The sequence below is a fragment of the Microbacterium sp. NPDC003461 genome (genome assembly GCF_053588335.1).
In genome coordinates, this window is sequence record NZ_JBSFPT010000006.1 from 41,400 (window position 1) to 56,469 (window position 15,070).

Consider the following 15,070-nt stretch of genomic DNA (forward strand, 5'->3'; position numbering starts at 1 on the left):
CCCGTCAGAGCTCGCGCGCGTGCCCGAGCCGCAGGCCGGGCACGAGCGTGAGCAGCATGATGAGCGCCGCCAGCGCGAACACGGCCGAGAAGCCCGTGGCGGGGCCGAGCGAGAGGAAGACGAGGCCCATCACGGCGATGACGGCCGAGGAGCCCACGGCATCCGCGATCTGCAGGGCCGACGAGTTGAACCCCTGGCTCGCGGCGCTCGAGTACGCCAGCATGAGCACCGACAGCCGCGCGTACACGAGTCCCATGCCGAGGCCCGCGGCGCCCCACGCGAGCGCGGGCACGATGCCGGGCCAGCCCGCCACGGCCGCGACGAGCACGAGCGCGACCGAGCCCGCGAGGATCGTCACGCCCGTGAGCACGAGGCGCGTGTTGCCGACGCGGTCGGCGTGACGGGCCGACAGCTCCGCCCCGAGCGCCCACGTGATGCCCGCGATCGTGAGCCCGAGCCCCGCGAAGGTCGGCGTCCAGGCGTAGGCGTCGATGAAGAGCTTGGGCACATACACCTCGGCGCCGAAGAAGCCGCCGGCGAGCACGCCGCGCATCAGGATGACCGACGGCAGTCCGGGCGCCGCGCGGAACGTGCCGCGCGGCAGCAGCGGCGCCGCGGCCACCGCGACGAGCAACAGGGCGGCCGCCGCGATCACCCACGACCACGGGCTGGGCAGATCGCCCGCGAGCCCGAGCGACAGCGCCGCGCCCGCCACGATCACGGCCAGCAGCAGGCGGCGCACGATGAGCCGGCGCGATCCGGCCGCCGGCGCGCCCGCGGGCTCGTCGATGCCGCGCAGCCGCGGCGCGATCATGACCATGGCGAGCACCGCGAGCACCGCGACGCCCGCGAACACCCAGCGCCAGTGCAGGTACTGCGCCACCGCCCCGGCGAGGAACGGCCCCACGAGCGCCGGCACGATCCACGCGGCCGAGAAGAGGGCGAACACGCGGCCGTGCAGGGCGGCGGGGAAGATCCGCGCCACCACCACGTAGAGCGCGACCAGCTGGCCGCCCGATCCCAGCCCGAGCACGAGCCGCCCGATCACGAGCACGCCCATCGTCGGCGCGAGGGCGTCGATGATCAGTCCGGTCACGAACAGCGCCACGGCCGCGTACAGCGGCACGACGGGCCCGGCGCGGTCGGCCCACGCCCCCACGGCCACCATGCCGATGACGCTCGCGGCCAGGGTGCCCGAGAACGCCGCGGCGTACAGCGCCTCGCCGTGCAGCGCCTCGCTCACGGCCGGCATCACGGTGGTCACGGCAAGGGACTGCACGGCCGCGAGGAAGATGAGCGCGAACGAGCCGATCGTCACCCAGACGTGCTTCGGGTCCCAGATGCTCTCGCGCGTCGGCGCCGGGTGCGCGGGGATCGGGATGGGGCCGGAGAAGTCGCGGGGCGCGCTCACGACGCCCGCACCCCGCCGATGCGGCGCAGCGCCTCCGTGAGGATCTCCGGCCCGGTGCCGATGTTGATCCGCGCGAAGCCGCGCCCCTGCTCGCCGAACGACGGGCCGGGGTTCAGCGCGACGCGCGCCTCCTTGAGGATGCGCAGCGCGGGGTCGTCGCCCCAGCCGCCCGCCGCGAAGTCCACCCAGGCCAGGAAGCCCGCCTGCGGCGGCAGGTAGCGCGCCCCCGGCGCGTGCTCGGCGAGCAGGTCGGTCAGCAGCACCCGGTTGGCGTCGAGCCGCGCGAGAAGCGCGTCGAGCCACTCGTCCCCCGCCGTCATGGCCGCCTCGCCCGCGATGAGCCCCAGGATCGACGTGCGCCACTCGACCTCGTCGGGGATGCGCCGCACGACGCGCGTGGGCCCGTCGGCGTCCGTGACGATGAGCGCGCACTTCAGGCCCGCGAGGTTGAACGCCTTGCTCGCGCTCGTGACCGCGAAGCCGATCTCGGCCGCCTCGGGCGCGGCCGCGAGGAACGGCGTGAAGGTCGCGCCGGGCAGCGTGAGCGGCGAGTGGATCTCGTCGCTGATCACCCACGCGCCGTGCCGCTGCGCGATCCGCGCCAGCTCGGCGAGCGTGGCGGCGTCGTGCACCGTGCCGGTGGGGTTGTGCGGGTTGCACAGCAGGATCGCGCGGGCGCCGGCGGCGAAGGCGCGCTCGATCCCGTCCAGATCGAGCGACCAGCCGGAGTCGGAGCGGATCAGCGGCACCGTCTCGGGGACAGTGCGGCTCTCCTCGTGCACGCCGAAGAACGGCGGGTACACCGGGGGCGTGATGACGACGCGGTCGCCGGGCTCCGTGACGGCGCGCAGCAGCTCGGCGACGCCCATCATGACGTCGCATGTCGTGCGCACGCGCGAGGGATCGACCCGCCAGCCGAAGCGGCGCGCGGCGAAGCCCGCGAAGGCCATGGGGATGCGGGAGTCGCCCGGCGGCGCGTAGCCCGTGTCGCCGCGGCGCACGGCGTCGAGCAGCGCGCGCTCGATCACGTCGGCGAGGGGGAAGTCCGTCTCGGCGACGAACAGCGGCAGCACCTCGTCCGGGTAGCGCATCCACTTGCTGCTCGTGCGGGCCCGCAGGAGGTTCAGCGGCAGGGCGTCGAGAGGCGTGGTCACCCGTCTCATCCTAAGCCGGGAACGACGAGGGCCCCGTCCGTGGACGGGGCCCTCGTCGGGCGGATCAGATGGAGAAGCCGAGCGCGCGCATCATGTCGCGGCCGTCGTCGGTGATCCGCTCGGGACCCCACGGCGGCATCCAGACCCAGTTGATCCGGAACTGCTCGACGACGCCGTCCAGCGCCTGCGCCGTCTGCTCCTCGAGGACGTCGGTGAGCGGGCAGCCCGCGCTCGTGAGCGTCATGTGGATGACGAGGGCGTCGTTCTCGTCGTCCCAGCCGAGGTCGTAGATGAGGCCCAGGTCGACGACGTTGACCCCCAGCTCGGGGTCCATGACGTCCTTGAGTGCCTCGGTGACCTCGTCGTACTTCTCGGGAGTGAGCGTCGCGGTCATGGCCTCGACCTTACGCCTCGACGGGCGCGTCCGCAGGCAGGTAGGCGGCGTAGCCCTCGGCCTCCAGGCGCTCGGCGAGCTCGGGGCCGCCCTCCTCGACGACCTTGCCCGCGACCATCACGTGCACGAAGTCGGGCTGGATGTAGCGGAGGATGCGCGTGTAGTGCGTGATGAGGAGCACGCCGAGGCCGGTGCTCTCCTTCGCGCGGTTGACGCCCTCCGACACGATCTTCAGCGCGTCGACGTCGAGGCCCGAGTCGGTCTCGTCCAGGATGGCGAGCTTCGGCTTCAGCAGCTCGAGCTGCAGGATCTCGTGGCGCTTCTTCTCGCCGCCCGAGAAGCCCTCGTTCACGTTGCGCTGCGCGAACTTGGGGTCCATGCGCAGGGCCGACATGCCCTCCTTGACCTCCTTCGTCCACGTGCGGATGGCGGGGGCCTCGCCGTCGATGGCGGTCTTGGCGGTGCGCAGGAAGTTCGCCACCGTCACGCCGGGGATCTCGACGGGGTACTGCATGGCCAGGAACAGTCCGGCGCGGGCGCGCTCGTCGACGGCCATCTCCAGCACGTCCTCGCCGTCGAGCGTGATCGATCCGCCCGTGACGGTGTACTTGGGGTGGCCGGCGATCGTCGACGCGAGCGTCGACTTGCCCGAGCCGTTCGGGCCCATGATGGCGTGGGTCTCGCCCGAGCGCACGGTCAGGGTCACGCCGTTGAGGATCGGCGTGGTCCCCTCGTCGGTCTCGACCGTGACGTGCAGGTCCTTGATCTCGAGGACAGTCATGTTGATTCCTTCTTGTGGAGAGTTCGTGGGGCCTGGCTCAGGCCGACTTGATGACGGTGGGATCGATGAGCACGTCGTCGCCCTCGATCGTCACCTCGTAGACGGGCACCGGCTCGTAGGCCGGAAGGTTCAGCGGCTTGCCGGTGCGCAGCGAGAACGCCGAGCCGTGGGCCCAGCACTCGAGCGAGTCGCCCTCGACGAAGCCCTCGGACAGCGAGATGTCGCCGTGCGTGCAGGTGTCGCCGATCGCGTGCACCTCGCCCTGGGCGTCCAGGACGAGCGCGATGGGCACACCGTCCACCTCCACGCGGCGAGCCTGGTCCTGGACCAGCTCGCTCTTGGCGCAGACGCGGGTCGCGCTCACGCGGCGATCCCCTCCCCGGCGGCGATCTCCTGCTCGATCGCGGCCGAGAGCTCGGCCTCCAGCTCGGGCAGGCCGAGCTTCTGCACGATCTCGGCGAGGAAGCCGATCACGACGAGGCGACGTGCCTCGGCCTCGTCGATGCCGCGGGCCTGCAGGTAGAACAGCTGCTCGTCGTCGAAGCGACCGGTGGCCGACGCGTGGCCGGCGCCCTTGATGTCGCCCGTCTGGATCTCGAGGTTCGGGATCGAGTCGGCGCGCGCGCCGTTCGTGAGCACGAGGTTGCGGTTGGCCTCGTACGAGTCGGTGCCGACGGCGTCCGGGCCGATGAGCACGTCGCCGATCCACACGCTGCGCGCGCTCGCGCCCTGCAGCGCGCCCTTGTAGAGCACGTTGCCGGTCGTCTCGGGGCCCTTGTGGTGCAGGTAGACCTGGCTCTCGAGGTGCTGGCCCGAGTCGGCGAACGACAGGCCGAAGACCTCGCCGTTCGATCCTGCGCCCGCGAGCTCGACGTTCGGGTTCACGCGCACGACGCCGCCGCCGAAGCTCACGACGAAGTGACGCAGCGTGGCGTCGCGGCCCACGCGCGCCTGGTGCGCCGCCGCGTGGATCGCCGTGTCGTCCCACCGCTGCACGGCCACGACCGTGAGGGTCGCGCCGTCGCGCACGATGATCTCGACGTTCTCGGCCAGCTGCGCCGCGCCCTCGTGCCGCAGCACGACGACCGCCTGGCTGTGCTCCTGCGCCTCGATCACGAGGTGCGCATCGGCCCGGCGCTCGGCGCCCTGGCCCGTGATGCGCAGGACGATCGGCTCGGCGACCTCCTCCTCGCGCGGGATGCGGATGAACCGCGCCTCGGGCGAACCCTGCCACGCCACGGCGGCGGGCAGGTCCTCGGGCTCGAACACCTCGCCGCGCGGGGCGGCGCCGATCGCGAGCGTGCCCGCGTCGTAGCGCTCACCCGCATCGAAGGCGTAGGTCACGCCGTCGTTCTCGGCCGCGCGCTCGAACAGCGGCGAGAGCCGCTTGATCGGGGCGTGCACCCAGTTGACCTCGCGGCCGCTGGGGGTGCCGAAGTCGGCGGGCTCGTAGGAGCGGGGGCGCTCCGAGCGCGTCTGGACGGGGACCGTCACCTCGTCCTGCGGCGGGATGATGACCGTCGCGGGGTCGCGGTGGGCGTGCTCGTTCTGCGCCTCTGCAGGCGCCTGCGTGGGGGCCGTCATCTCAGCCGACCGATCCTTCCATGCCCATCTCGATGAGCTTGTTCAGCTCGAGGGCGTACTCCATGGGCAGCTCGCGGGCGATCGGCTCGATGAAGCCGCGCACGATCATCGCCATCGCCTCGTCCTCGGGCATGCCGCGGCTCATGAGGTAGAACAGCTGCTCCTCGCTCACCTTCGAGACCGTGGCCTCGTGGCCCAGCTGCACGTCGTCCACGCGGATGTCGATCGCGGGGTACGTGTCGCTGCGCGAGATCGTGTCGACGAGCAGGGCGTCGCACCGCACCGTGTTGGCGGAGTGGTGGGCCTTCTCGTCCACGCGCACCTCGCCGCGGTAGCCGGCGCGGCCGCCGCCGCGGGCGATCGACTTCGAGACGATCGACGACTGCGTGTACGGCGCCATGTGGATCATCTTCGCGCCGGCGTCCTGGTGCTGACCGGGGCCCGCGAAGGCCACCGAGAGCGTCTCGCCCTTGGCGTGCTCGCCCATCAGGAAGATCGACGGGTACTTCATCGTGACCTTCGAGCCGATGTTGCCGTCGACCCACTCCATCGTCGCGCCCTCGTGGGCGACGGCGCGCTTGGTGACGAGGTTGTACACGTTGTTCGACCAGTTCTGGATCGTCGTGTAGCGCACGCGGGCATTCTTCTTCACGATGATCTCGACGACCGCCGAGTGCAGCGAGTCGCTCTTGTAGATCGGCGCCGTGCAGCCCTCGATGTAGTGGACGTAGCTGCCCTCGTCCGCGATGATCAGGGTCCGCTCGAACTGGCCCATGTTCTCGGTGTTGATGCGGAAGTAGGCCTGCAGCGGGATCTCCACGTGCACGCCCTTGGGCACGTACACGAACGATCCGCCCGACCACACGGCCGTGTTCAGCGCGGCGAACTTGTTGTCGCCGGACGGGATCACGGTGCCGAAGTACTCCTCGAAGAACTCGGGGTGCTCGCGCAGCGCCGTGTCGGTGTCCATGAAGATGACGCCCTGCGCCTCCAGGTCCTCGCGGATCTGGTGGTAGACGACCTCGGACTCGTACTGCGCGGCTACGCCGGCGACGAGGCGCTGACGCTCGGCCTCGGGGATGCCGAGCTTCTCGTACGTGTTCTTGATGTCCTCGGGCAGGTCCTCCCACGTCTGGGCCTGCTTCTCGGTGGAGCGGACGAAGTACTTGATGTTGTCGAAGTCGATGTCGCTGAGGTCGGCGCCCCACGTGGGCATCGGCTTCTTCTCGAACAGCGAGAGGGCCTTCAGCCGGGTCTTCAGCATCCACTCCGGCTCCTGCTTGAGGGCCGAGATGTCGCGGACGACGGCCTCGGTGAGGCCGCGCTTGGCGCTCGCGCCGGCGACGTCCGGGTCGTGCCAGCCGAATTCGTACACCCCCAGACCTTCGAGCTCGGGGCGGTCGATCAGCACATCAGACATGCGGTCTCTACTCTCCTCATGGGTCCCGAAACGGTGTCAGCCGGCCCGGCGCTCCGGAGTGGAGTGCCGTACTGGGGCCCCGTTGCGACGCGGATCGCGCCTTAGACTGTCTGCTGTCGCCACGGGCGGAACCGCCCGTTTTTTCAGCGATTCAATTCTACAGGTTCGCTCCCCCACGGCGCCGTGCGTGTCGGATTCGGAGCGGATCAGGAGGCACCACCCGCATGGCCACCGCACCCGCCGCTCCCCCGCTCACCGCGCCCCGCGCCGCCGCCGTCGGCGGCGGCTGGCTGCGCCTGTTCGCCTGGCTCTCGTTCCTCTTCGAGACGACGATCATCGGCACGGGCGGCGCCGTGCGCCTGACCGGCTCCGGCCTCGGCTGCTCGGAGTGGCCGCTGTGCACGCCGGAGTCGCTCGTGCCGACGCAGGAGATGGGCATCCACGGCTTCATCGAGTTCGGCAACCGCACGATGACCGGCGCGGTCGGCATCGTCGCGATCGCCGTGCTGCTGCTCACGCTGCGCGCCGTGGGCACGCGCCGCGACGTGCTGGCGGCGGTGTGGTTCGCGCTGGGCGGCATCGCCGCCGCGGTGGTCGCCTACCTCGCCGTGGGCGAGTTCTGGGCGGCGACCGCCGTGCTGCTGCTGGCCGTGATCGCCGCGGCCGTGTACTCGGTGCGTTCGCTGCCCGCCCGCCGCGACCTGCAGATCCTCGCGTGGATCGTCGTCGCCGGCGTCGTGGCGCAGGCGCTCGTGGGCGGCATCACGGTGCTGACCGAGCTGAATGCCTTCATCGTGGGCTTCCACTACGTCTCGTCGCTCGTGCTCGTGTGCGTCACGGCCGCCTACCTCGTGCGACTGCACGACGTGCCGGGCCCGCGCGAGCGCGCCGTGCCGGCGTGGTTCGCCGCCCTCACCCACGCGACGACGCTCGTCCTCGCCCTCACGATCCTCTTCGGCGTGCTCACCACGGCCAACGGGCCCCACTCCGGCGATGCCGCCGTGATCCGCGACGGCTTCGATGCGACCGTGCTCGCGCACGTGCACTCGTGGCCCGGCTACATCCTGCTCGCCCTCGTGGTCGCGCTCGTCGTGATCGCCGCGGTGCGCCGGCTCCGCCCCCTGCCGTGGCTCGTCGCGCTGCTCGCCGTCATCGCCGTGCAGGTGATCGTCGGCGTCTTCCAGGCCCGCAACGGCCTGCCCGAGCTGCTCGTCGGCATCCACATGGTGCTCGCGGCCCTCTCGGCCGCCGCCTTCACGGTCGTGGTGCTGCGGCTGAAGCGCCCCGTGGCCTGACGCGGCGATCCACAGCGGGAGCATAGGGAACGCATCGGCCGCGCATGGGCGCGCCGGGGATCGTGGCGGAGTCCGCATGCGAACCCGAGGAGAATCATGCCCCGCACGCCCCGACTCATCACCAGCGCGCCCTACTGGGTGCTGCTGATCGGATCGCTCGCCGCCACCGCGGCCGGATTCGCGATGAGCTTCCCCACGATCGACAACATGAGCACGACCCTGCTCGACGGCAGCGCCACCACGGCCGACGTCTATGCGGGCCAGGCGCTCGTCACGGTGGGCGGACCGGTGCTCGGCGCCGGCCTGATCGGCCTCGCCCTGACCGCCGCGATCGCCGCGGCCAAGGCGCTCGTGCCCGCCCGTCCCGTGCCGGCGGCGGAGGCGCTGCCCGCCGATGAGGAGCCGGAGATCGACGACGCGCCGGCCGCCGCTCGCCTGACGGAGGAGCCGGCCCCTGCTGCCGGCGCGCCCGTCACGGCCGACGAGCCGGCGACGGCTCGGCCGGTCCCCGAGCCGGAGGCCGAGCAGGCGCCCACCCACCGCGCCTGACGCCCGGACGCGAAACGCCCGTTCCGCCGGCCCCGAGGGGCACGGCGGAACGGGCGTCGGCGCGCGTCGTGCAGGCGCGTGGCGGTCAGTCGCTCGTCGCCGTGGCGACGAGGATGCCGCGCGCGAGCGCGTGGAAGTGCCGGTTGAAGCCGAGGATCGCGGGCGTCGCCCCCTCGGGCAGCTCCAACACCGTGTCGAGCGCGTCGACGACGAAGAAGTAGCGGTGCACGCCGGTTCCCGGCGGCGGGCCGGCGCCGATGAAGCCGGGCTCGCCCGACTCGTTGCGCAGCGCGATGCCCGCCGAGGGGCGGTCGTCGCCCGTGTCGAGCGACGTCACGTCGGCCGGAAGGTTGTAGACGGCCCAGTGCCAGAAGCCCGAGCCGGTCGGCGCGTCCGGATCGAAGCACGACACGGCGAACGACTTCGTGCCCTCGGGCGCCCCCGACCAGCTCAGCTGCGGGGAGATGTCGGACCCGCCGCCGGCCGATCCCCACTGCGCCTTCGGCAGCGGCTGCCCCTCGGCGATGTCGGTGCTGGTGACGGTGAGGGGCGCGAAGTCCCTCAGCGTGGCGAGCTCTGCATACGGATCGTAGGAGAACATGGCGCCAGCCTAGCCAGCGATCCGCGCCGCGTCAGCCGGTGCGCGCGTCCCAGTCGGCGTAGGGGTCCCATCCGCCGCGGCGGTCGTACGGATCGCCCCCGACCGAGACGCCCGATCCCTCCTCGACGCGGCCGATCGGGCGGAACCCGGGCGGGAGGACGTCTCCGGGGAACGTCGCCAGCAGGGCGTGGTCCTCTCCGCCCTCCAGGGCGGCGCGCCGATCGGCGCCCAGGGCGGCCGGATCGAGGTCGAGACGCACGCCCGAGGCCTCGGCCATCCGCGTCGCGTCGAGCGCGAGCCCGTCCGAGACGTCCATCATCGCGGTGGCGCCCGACATCGCTGCCATCGGGCCGAGCCCGAGGGGCGGCGCGGGCCGCAGCTGCGCGTCGAGCAGCGCGGGCTCCCCCTCCCGGAGCGCCGCGCGGTCGACGGGAATCGGCTCGCCGCCGTCGTCGCGGAAGCGGTCGAAGAGGATCGCCAGGCCGCGACCGGCGGCGCCGAGCTCGCCCGCCACGGCGACGACGTCGCCGGGCCGGGCGCCCGAGCGCAGCACGGCGGGGCGACCCTCCAGGTCGCCGAGCGCCGTCACGGCGATCGTCAGGGTGTCGGAGACGGTGAGGTCGCCTCCCACGACCGCGCAGCCGGGGGCGAGCGCCTCGCACGCCTCGCGCAGCCCGTCGGCGAGGGCCTCGACGAACGAGATCCTCGTCGCGCTCGGCATCGCGAGCGCGACGAGCAGCCCCGTCGGGCGGGCGCCCATCGCGGCGACATCGGCGAGGTTGACCGCCGCGGCCTTCCAGCCGAGGTCGTACCCGCTCGACCAGGCGAGGCGGAAGTCGGGGCCGTGCACGAGCGTGTCGGTCGTGGCCACCACGGAGCCCGACGGCGCGGCGACGACCGCCGCATCGTCCCCCGGGCCCACGATCGCCGCCGACGCCCTGCCCGTGCGCGCCGCGATGCGCCGCAGCACCTCTCGCTCGCTCAGCTCGCCCACGGTCGGATCCATCCGTTCAGGGTATCCACACGCGACCCCGCAATACGCTGGAGGGGTGATCCGCCGCCGTTCCTCCGCCGCCCGGGCCGGGGGCGCCATGAGTGCGCGGCTCGCCGCGATCCTCGCGGGCGCGCTCGCCCTCGGCGGCTGCGCCACCACGGTGCACCTGCCCGCCGAGCCGCTCGCGAACGACCCGCTCTGCGCCGAGGTCTCGGTGCGCCTGCCCGATGCGCTCGGCGACCTGCCGCGGGTCTGGACCGACGCGCAGGCGACCGCCGTGTGGGGCGAGGATCAGGAGGTCATCTTCGCGTGCGGCCTGGAGCCGCTGGCGCCGAGCACGCTGCAGTGCGTCTCGGTCGGCGGCGTGGACTGGGTGGTCGACGACACGGACTTCCCGCGCCTGCGCATGGCGACATACGGCCGCACGCCCGCCGCGTCGGTCTACGTCGACACGGCGGTGGACGAGGACGGCCAGGGCGTCTCGAGCAACGACGTGCTCAGCGCGCTCGGCGGCGCCGTGTCGCAGCTGGAGCGCACGGGCGAGTGCGTCGCCCCGGACGAGGCCGAGTACGTCGGCTGACCCGGCCTGCGCCGGTCAGCGGGTGCGCTCGAGGCCCAGCTCGATGAGCTCCGAGATGAGGTCGGCGTAGCTCAGGCCCGATGCGATCCAGCACTTCGGGTACATCGAGATCGGCGTGAAGCCCGGCATGGTGTTCGGCTCGTTCACGACGACCTCGCCCTCGGGCGTGAGGAACACGTCGACGCGGGCGAGCCCGCGCCCCTCCACGGCCTCGAAGACGCGCGCCGCGACGTCGCGGATCCGCGCGATCTGCTCGTCGGTGAGATCGGCCGGGCACACCACCTCGGCGCCGTCGCCGCCCAGGTACTTGCCCTCGAAGTCGTAGAACTCGCGCGTGGTGAGCACGATCTCGCCGGGCAGCGACACCCTCGCCGGCGCGCCCCCGCGGCCCTCGAGCACGGCCACCTCGATCTCGCGGCCCGCGATGCCGGCCTCGATGAGCACCTTGTCGTCCTCGGCCAGGGCCAGGCTCATCGCCTCGTCCAGCTCGCACGCGTCGTGCACCTTCGACACGCCCACGCTCGATCCCGCCCGCGCGGGCTTGACGAACTGCGGGTATCCGAGCGCGGCGGCCTCCGCGCGCACGGCGTCGGGCGCGGCGGCCCAGCGCGACGCGCGCACGGTCACCCACGGCGACACGGCGATGCCGGCGGCCTGCAGCGCCACCTTCATGAAGTGCTTGTCCATGCAGATCGCCGAGTCCAGCACGCCGCCGCCCGCGTACGGCATCCCGAGGATGTCGAGGAAGCCCTGCATCGTGCCGTCCTCGCCGTGCAGGCCGTGCAGGATCGGCAGCACGACATCGACCTCGCCGAGCGAGTCGACCGTGCTGTCGGCGCGGCGCACGCGCAGCTCGCGCCCCTCGCCGGGCAGGGGCCAGAGCACGCGCGTGCCGTTGTCGACCACCTCGGGCAGCCGCTCGGCGTCGAGCGCGAAGCGCGCGGGATCGTCCTGCTCGAGCACGAAGACGCCGTCGCGGGTGATCCCGACCGGGATCACCGCGTAGCGGTCACGGTCGATCGCGCCGAGCACTCCCCCCGCCGTCGCGGAGGAGATCGCGTGCTCGCTGGAACGCCCTCCGAAGAGCACCGCCACGGTCGTCCTGGCCATTCTGCGTCCTCTCGCCCTGCGGGGTGTCGTCGTCCGTCGTGAGGTGCGGGCCGATGTCCTTGGGATCCATCGCGCCGTCCAGCACCATCTTCACCTGCTGCACGATGGGCATCTCGACGCCCTTCGCCTTCGCGAGCTTCAGGATCGGGCCGACCGATCCGAGGCCCTCGGCCGTCTGCTCCATGTGCGCCACGACGTCCTGCAGCGTGTACCCCTGGCCGAGCAGGCGGCCCGCCGTGTTGTTGCGGCTCAGCGGCGACTGGCACGTGGCGATGAGATCGCCGAGGCCCGCGAGCCCGTGCATCGTCTCGGCCTGGGCGCCGTAGGCGACGGCGAAGTCCGTCATCTCGACGAGCCCGCGCGTGATGATCGAGGCCTTCGTGTTCTCGCCGTACCCCACGCCGTCGACGATGCCGATCGCGACGGCGATGAGGTTCTTCAGCACGCCGCCGAACTCGGTCCCGGCGACGTCGGTGTTGACGAACGTGCGGAAGTAGCGGTTCGTGGCCGTGCGCGCGATGAGCTCGGCGGTCTCGAGGCTGCTCGACGACACGACGGCGGCCGTCGGCTGCTCGCGCGCGATCTCGAGCGCGAGGTTCGGCCCGCTGGCCACGGCGATCCGGGCGGGATCGCAGTCCAGCACCTCGGCGATCACCTGGCTCATGCGCATGCCCGAGCGCTTCTCGACGCCCTTCATGAGGCTCACGATCGGCACCTCGGAGCGCGCGACGAAGGGCCGCAGCTGCTTGAGCGCCTCACGCGCCGTCTTGCTCGGCACGGAGAGGTAGATCTGCTCCGCGCCGTCGACGGCGCGCGCCAGCCGCGGCGTCGCGCGGATGGTGCGCGGCAGGTTGATGCCGGGAAGGTACTGCGAGTTGCGCTTGGCCTCGTCGATCTCGTGCGCCTGCTCGGGGCGCCGCGCCCACATCGTGACGCGCGCGCCGCCGTCGGCGAGGATCTTGCCGAACGTCGTGCCCCAGCTGCCGGCGCCGAGCACCGCCACCCGCGGGCCCATCAGAGGCGCCCCGTCTCGGCCTGCCCGTGCTGGGTGGGGTCCCACCGCTCGGGCGGCGCCTTCTCGCCGCGCAGCTCCTCGAGCAGCGCGGTGATGGCGGCCATCACGCGCTCCGTGCCCTCCTCGAGCGCGGCGCGCTCCTGGGCGCGGCCGGCGAGGTCCGACAGGTCGACGGGATCGCCCACGACGAGCGTCACGGGCCGGCGGGGCGGCCACAGGCGCAGCTTGCCGTAGCGCGGCATGATCTGCTGCTCGCCCCAGTGCGCGACCGGGATGACGGGCAACCCGCCGGCCAGCGCGATCCGCACCGCGCCGGCCTTGCCGCGCATGGGCCACAGGTCGGGATCGCGCGTGAGGGTGCCTTCCGGGTACACGATCACGCCGCTGCGGTTCTCGACGAGCACCTTGGCCTGCTCGAGCGCGAGCGCGCCCTGGTTGCCGCGCTTGACGGGCACCATCTTGGTGGCCCGCAGGGCGGCGCCGAGCACCGGCACGCGGAAAAGGCTCTCCTTGGCGAGGAATCGCGGCAGGCGTCCCAGCTTCCACGTGGCGACGGCGATCGTCAGCGGATCGATCTCGCTGTGGTGGTTCGGGGCCAGCACGAAGGGACCGTCGAGCGGCATCTTCTCGCGGCCGCGGATCTCGATCTTCGCGAACCACGCGTACAGCGGCACGACGATGATCGCGAGCAGGCGGAAGACGCCGCCCGGCCGCGCACGCTCCGGGGAGATCGGCGCCACGCTCAGCCCACGACGTCGAAGTCGGCGCCGAGGGCGCTGAGCTTGTCGAGGAACTTCTCGTAGCCGCGCGCGATGATCCGCACGCCGCTCACGCGCGAGGTGCCCTCGGCGGCCAGCGCCGCGATGACGTACGCGTAGCCGCCGCGCAGGTCGGGCACCACGATGTCCGCGCCGCGCAGCGGGGTCGGTCCGTTGATGACGGCCGCCTGCTCGAGCGCGCGGCGGGGCACGCGGCGCTTCGGGTCGTCGATGCCGTTGGGGTGCACGACGATGTCGGCGCCCATCTGGTTGAGCGCGTGGGTGAAGCCCAGGCGGTTCTCGTACACGGTCTCGTGCACGACCGAGGTGCCCTCGGCCTGCGTCAGCGCGACGATCAGCGGCTGCTGCCAGTCCGTCATGAACCCGGGGTGCACGTCGGTCTCGACCATGACGGGCTTCAGCGGCGTCTCGCCGCGGCGGAACGTGATGCCGTCGTCGGTGACGTCGAAGTCGCCGCCGACCTTGCGGAACACGTTGAGGAACGTGAGCAGCTCGTACTGGCGCGCGCCCTTGACGAAGATCTCGCCGTCGGTGACGAGCGCGGCGCAGGCCCACGACACGGCCTCGTTGCGGTCGAAGAGGCTGCGGTGGTCGTAGCCCTTGAGCTCGTCGACGCCCTCGATGAAGATCACGCGGTTGGGCTCGTAGGAGATGATCGCGCCCATCTTCTGCAGCACGCCGATCAGGTCCATGATCTCGGGCTCGATCGCCGCGTTGCGCAGCTCGGTGACGCCCTTGGCCTTGACGGCCGTGAGCAGCACCTGCTCGGTCGCGCCCACGCTCGGGTACGGCAGCTCGATGCGCGCGCCGTGCAGGCCCTCGGGGGCCGACAGGCGGATGCCGCTGGGCTGCTTGTCGACGATCGCGCCGAACTTGCGCAGCGCGTCGAGGTGGAAGTCGATGGGGCGGTCGCCGATGCGGCAGCCGCCGAGGTCGGGGATGAAGGCCTGGCCGAGCAGGTGCAGCAGCGGCCCGCAGAAGAGGATCGGGATGCGCGACGAGCCGGCGTGGGCGTCGATCTGCTCGAAGTTCGCCGACTTCGCGTCGGCGGGGTCGAGCACGAGCGATCCCGGCTCCTCGCCGGCCGACACGTGCACGCCGTGCACCTCGAGCAGCGAGCGGACGACCTCGACATCGCGGATGTCGGGGACGTCCCGCAGGATGCTGGGCGTCTCGCCGAGCAGCGAGGCGACCATCGCCTTGGTGGCGAGGTTCTTCGCGCCGCGCACGTCCACCTGACCCTTGAGGGGCCGGCCCCCGCGGATCTCGAGGATGTCAGCGTCGACGCGCTGGGTGGTCTCCGTGGAGCCGAGAAGTGTCATGGTGCAGATGGCCTCACATCGTCTAGGCGGCTCGCGCCGCCGGTCGGGGGCCGTCTGCCCCGATCCTCAGGGGCTTCCGGC

The 15,070-nt window shown here is 72.3% G+C and carries 16 protein-coding genes; 3 read left to right on the forward strand and 13 right to left on the reverse strand.

Annotated elements, in window-relative coordinates; all coding sequences use genetic code 11:
• Window positions 1-4: 4 nt before the first annotated feature.
• The 7 genes from ACWDR7_RS04290 to sufB form a co-directional block, all read right to left on the reverse strand.
• The gene (locus tag ACWDR7_RS04290; protein ID WP_449853698.1) at window positions 5-1,411 is read right to left on the reverse strand and encodes an MFS transporter; all 1,407 of its coding nucleotides are present in this window, start codon (window positions 1,409-1,411) and stop codon (window positions 5-7) included.
• The gene (locus ACWDR7_RS04295) at window positions 1,408-2,565 is read right to left on the reverse strand and encodes a MalY/PatB family protein (protein ID WP_449853699.1); all 1,158 of its coding nucleotides are present in this window, start codon (window positions 2,563-2,565) and stop codon (window positions 1,408-1,410) included. The genes ACWDR7_RS04290 and ACWDR7_RS04295 overlap by 4 nt, the downstream gene beginning before the upstream one ends.
• Before the next feature lie 64 nt (window positions 2,566-2,629).
• Window positions 2,630-2,959, reverse strand: a complete 330-nt coding sequence (locus ACWDR7_RS04300) for a metal-sulfur cluster assembly factor (RefSeq protein ID WP_261167227.1) — start codon at window positions 2,957-2,959, stop codon at window positions 2,630-2,632.
• A 10-nt stretch (window positions 2,960-2,969) separates the two neighbouring features.
• On the reverse strand, window positions 2,970-3,740 hold the full coding sequence (sufC, locus tag ACWDR7_RS04305; RefSeq protein ID WP_449853700.1) for a Fe-S cluster assembly ATPase SufC: 771 nt from the start codon (window positions 3,738-3,740) through the stop codon (window positions 2,970-2,972).
• 37 nt (window positions 3,741-3,777) lie between these two features.
• Window positions 3,778-4,104, reverse strand: a complete 327-nt coding sequence (locus ACWDR7_RS04310) for a non-heme iron oxygenase ferredoxin subunit (RefSeq protein WP_449853701.1) — start codon at window positions 4,102-4,104, stop codon at window positions 3,778-3,780.
• Entirely contained in the window at window positions 4,101-5,324 is a 1,224-nt protein-coding gene (sufD, locus tag ACWDR7_RS04315) for a Fe-S cluster assembly protein SufD (protein WP_449853702.1), read from the reverse strand. Before sufD ends, ACWDR7_RS04310 begins: the two co-directional genes overlap by 4 nt.
• A gap of 1 nt (window position 5,325) precedes the next feature.
• Window positions 5,326-6,744, reverse strand: coding sequence for a Fe-S cluster assembly protein SufB (gene sufB, locus ACWDR7_RS04320; RefSeq protein ID WP_449853703.1), 1,419 nt, complete (start codon window positions 6,742-6,744; stop codon window positions 5,326-5,328).
• A 224-nt stretch (window positions 6,745-6,968) separates the two neighbouring features.
• On the opposite strand from sufB, the gene ACWDR7_RS04325 reads away from it, so the two are divergent.
• Both ACWDR7_RS04325 and ACWDR7_RS04330 read left to right on the forward strand, forming a co-directional pair.
• Window positions 6,969-8,039: a COX15/CtaA family protein gene (locus ACWDR7_RS04325; RefSeq protein WP_449853704.1), complete on the forward strand. Its 1,071-nt coding sequence runs from the start codon at window positions 6,969-6,971 to the stop codon at window positions 8,037-8,039.
• Between the two features lie 96 nt (window positions 8,040-8,135).
• Window positions 8,136-8,588: a dinucleotide-utilizing enzyme gene (locus tag ACWDR7_RS04330; RefSeq protein ID WP_449853705.1), complete on the forward strand. Its 453-nt coding sequence runs from the start codon at window positions 8,136-8,138 to the stop codon at window positions 8,586-8,588.
• An 85-nt stretch (window positions 8,589-8,673) separates the two neighbouring features.
• On the opposite strand, the gene ACWDR7_RS04335 is transcribed toward ACWDR7_RS04330, so the two are convergent.
• On the reverse strand, window positions 8,674-9,189 hold the full coding sequence (locus tag ACWDR7_RS04335; RefSeq protein ID WP_449853706.1) for a YbhB/YbcL family Raf kinase inhibitor-like protein: 516 nt from the start codon (window positions 9,187-9,189) through the stop codon (window positions 8,674-8,676).
• A 31-nt stretch (window positions 9,190-9,220) separates the two neighbouring features.
• On the reverse strand, window positions 9,221-10,195 hold the full coding sequence (gene thiL, locus ACWDR7_RS04340; RefSeq protein WP_449853707.1) for a thiamine-phosphate kinase: 975 nt from the start codon (window positions 10,193-10,195) through the stop codon (window positions 9,221-9,223).
• 43 nt (window positions 10,196-10,238) lie between these two features.
• Between thiL and ACWDR7_RS04345 the strand changes: the two genes are divergently transcribed.
• The gene (locus ACWDR7_RS04345; RefSeq protein ID WP_449853708.1) at window positions 10,239-10,763 is read left to right on the forward strand and encodes a DUF3515 family protein; all 525 of its coding nucleotides are present in this window, start codon (window positions 10,239-10,241) and stop codon (window positions 10,761-10,763) included.
• A gap of 15 nt (window positions 10,764-10,778) precedes the next feature.
• Here ACWDR7_RS04345 and ACWDR7_RS04350 read toward each other — a convergent pair whose 3' ends face one another.
• The 4 genes from ACWDR7_RS04350 to murA are packed head-to-tail and all read right to left on the reverse strand — an operon-like array spanning window position 10,779 to window position 14,989.
• A complete protein-coding gene (locus ACWDR7_RS04350; RefSeq protein ID WP_449853709.1) occupies window positions 10,779-11,873 on the reverse strand; it encodes a D-alanine--D-alanine ligase family protein in 1,095 nt (364 codons plus the stop codon).
• Window positions 11,773-12,888 (reverse strand): NAD(P)H-dependent glycerol-3-phosphate dehydrogenase, encoded by a 1,116-nt coding sequence (locus tag ACWDR7_RS04355; RefSeq protein WP_449853710.1) that lies wholly within the window; start codon window positions 12,886-12,888, stop codon window positions 11,773-11,775. Before ACWDR7_RS04355 ends, ACWDR7_RS04350 begins: the two co-directional genes overlap by 101 nt.
• Window positions 12,888-13,634, reverse strand: coding sequence for a lysophospholipid acyltransferase family protein (locus tag ACWDR7_RS04360; RefSeq protein WP_449853747.1), 747 nt, complete (start codon window positions 13,632-13,634; stop codon window positions 12,888-12,890). The genes ACWDR7_RS04355 and ACWDR7_RS04360 overlap by 1 nt, the downstream gene beginning before the upstream one ends.
• Entirely contained in the window at window positions 13,631-14,989 is a 1,359-nt protein-coding gene (murA, locus tag ACWDR7_RS04365; RefSeq protein ID WP_449853711.1) for a UDP-N-acetylglucosamine 1-carboxyvinyltransferase, read from the reverse strand. Before murA ends, ACWDR7_RS04360 begins: the two co-directional genes overlap by 4 nt.
• Between the last annotated feature and the right edge of the window lie 81 nt (window positions 14,990-15,070).

Bases quoted from the DNA above. Each gene is read 5' to 3' on its own strand.
- ACWDR7_RS04300 (WP_261167227.1), bottom strand. From the start codon at position 2,959: ATGACCGCGACGCTCACTCCCGAGAAGTACGACGAGGTCACCGAGGCA.
- ACWDR7_RS04335 (WP_449853706.1), bottom strand. From the start codon at position 9,189: ATGTTCTCCTACGATCCGTATGCAGAGCTCGCCACGCTGAGGGACTTC.
- ACWDR7_RS04325 (WP_449853704.1), top strand. From the start codon at position 6,969: ATGGCCACCGCACCCGCCGCTCCCCCGCTCACCGCGCCCCGCGCCGCC.
- ACWDR7_RS04350 (WP_449853709.1), bottom strand. From the start codon at position 11,873: ATGGCCAGGACGACCGTGGCGGTGCTCTTCGGAGGGCGTTCCAGCGAG.
- ACWDR7_RS04330 (WP_449853705.1), top strand. From the start codon at position 8,136: ATGCCCCGCACGCCCCGACTCATCACCAGCGCGCCCTACTGGGTGCTG.
- ACWDR7_RS04355 (WP_449853710.1), bottom strand. From the start codon at position 12,888: ATGGGCCCGCGGGTGGCGGTGCTCGGCGCCGGCAGCTGGGGCACGACG.
- murA (WP_449853711.1), bottom strand. From the start codon at position 14,989: ATGACACTTCTCGGCTCCACGGAGACCACCCAGCGCGTCGACGCTGAC.
- sufB (WP_449853703.1), bottom strand. From the start codon at position 6,744: ATGTCTGATGTGCTGATCGACCGCCCCGAGCTCGAAGGTCTGGGGGTG.
- thiL (WP_449853707.1), bottom strand. From the start codon at position 10,195: ATGGATCCGACCGTGGGCGAGCTGAGCGAGCGAGAGGTGCTGCGGCGC.
- sufD (WP_449853702.1), bottom strand. From the start codon at position 5,324: ATGACGGCCCCCACGCAGGCGCCTGCAGAGGCGCAGAACGAGCACGCC.
- sufC (WP_449853700.1), bottom strand. From the start codon at position 3,740: ATGACTGTCCTCGAGATCAAGGACCTGCACGTCACGGTCGAGACCGAC.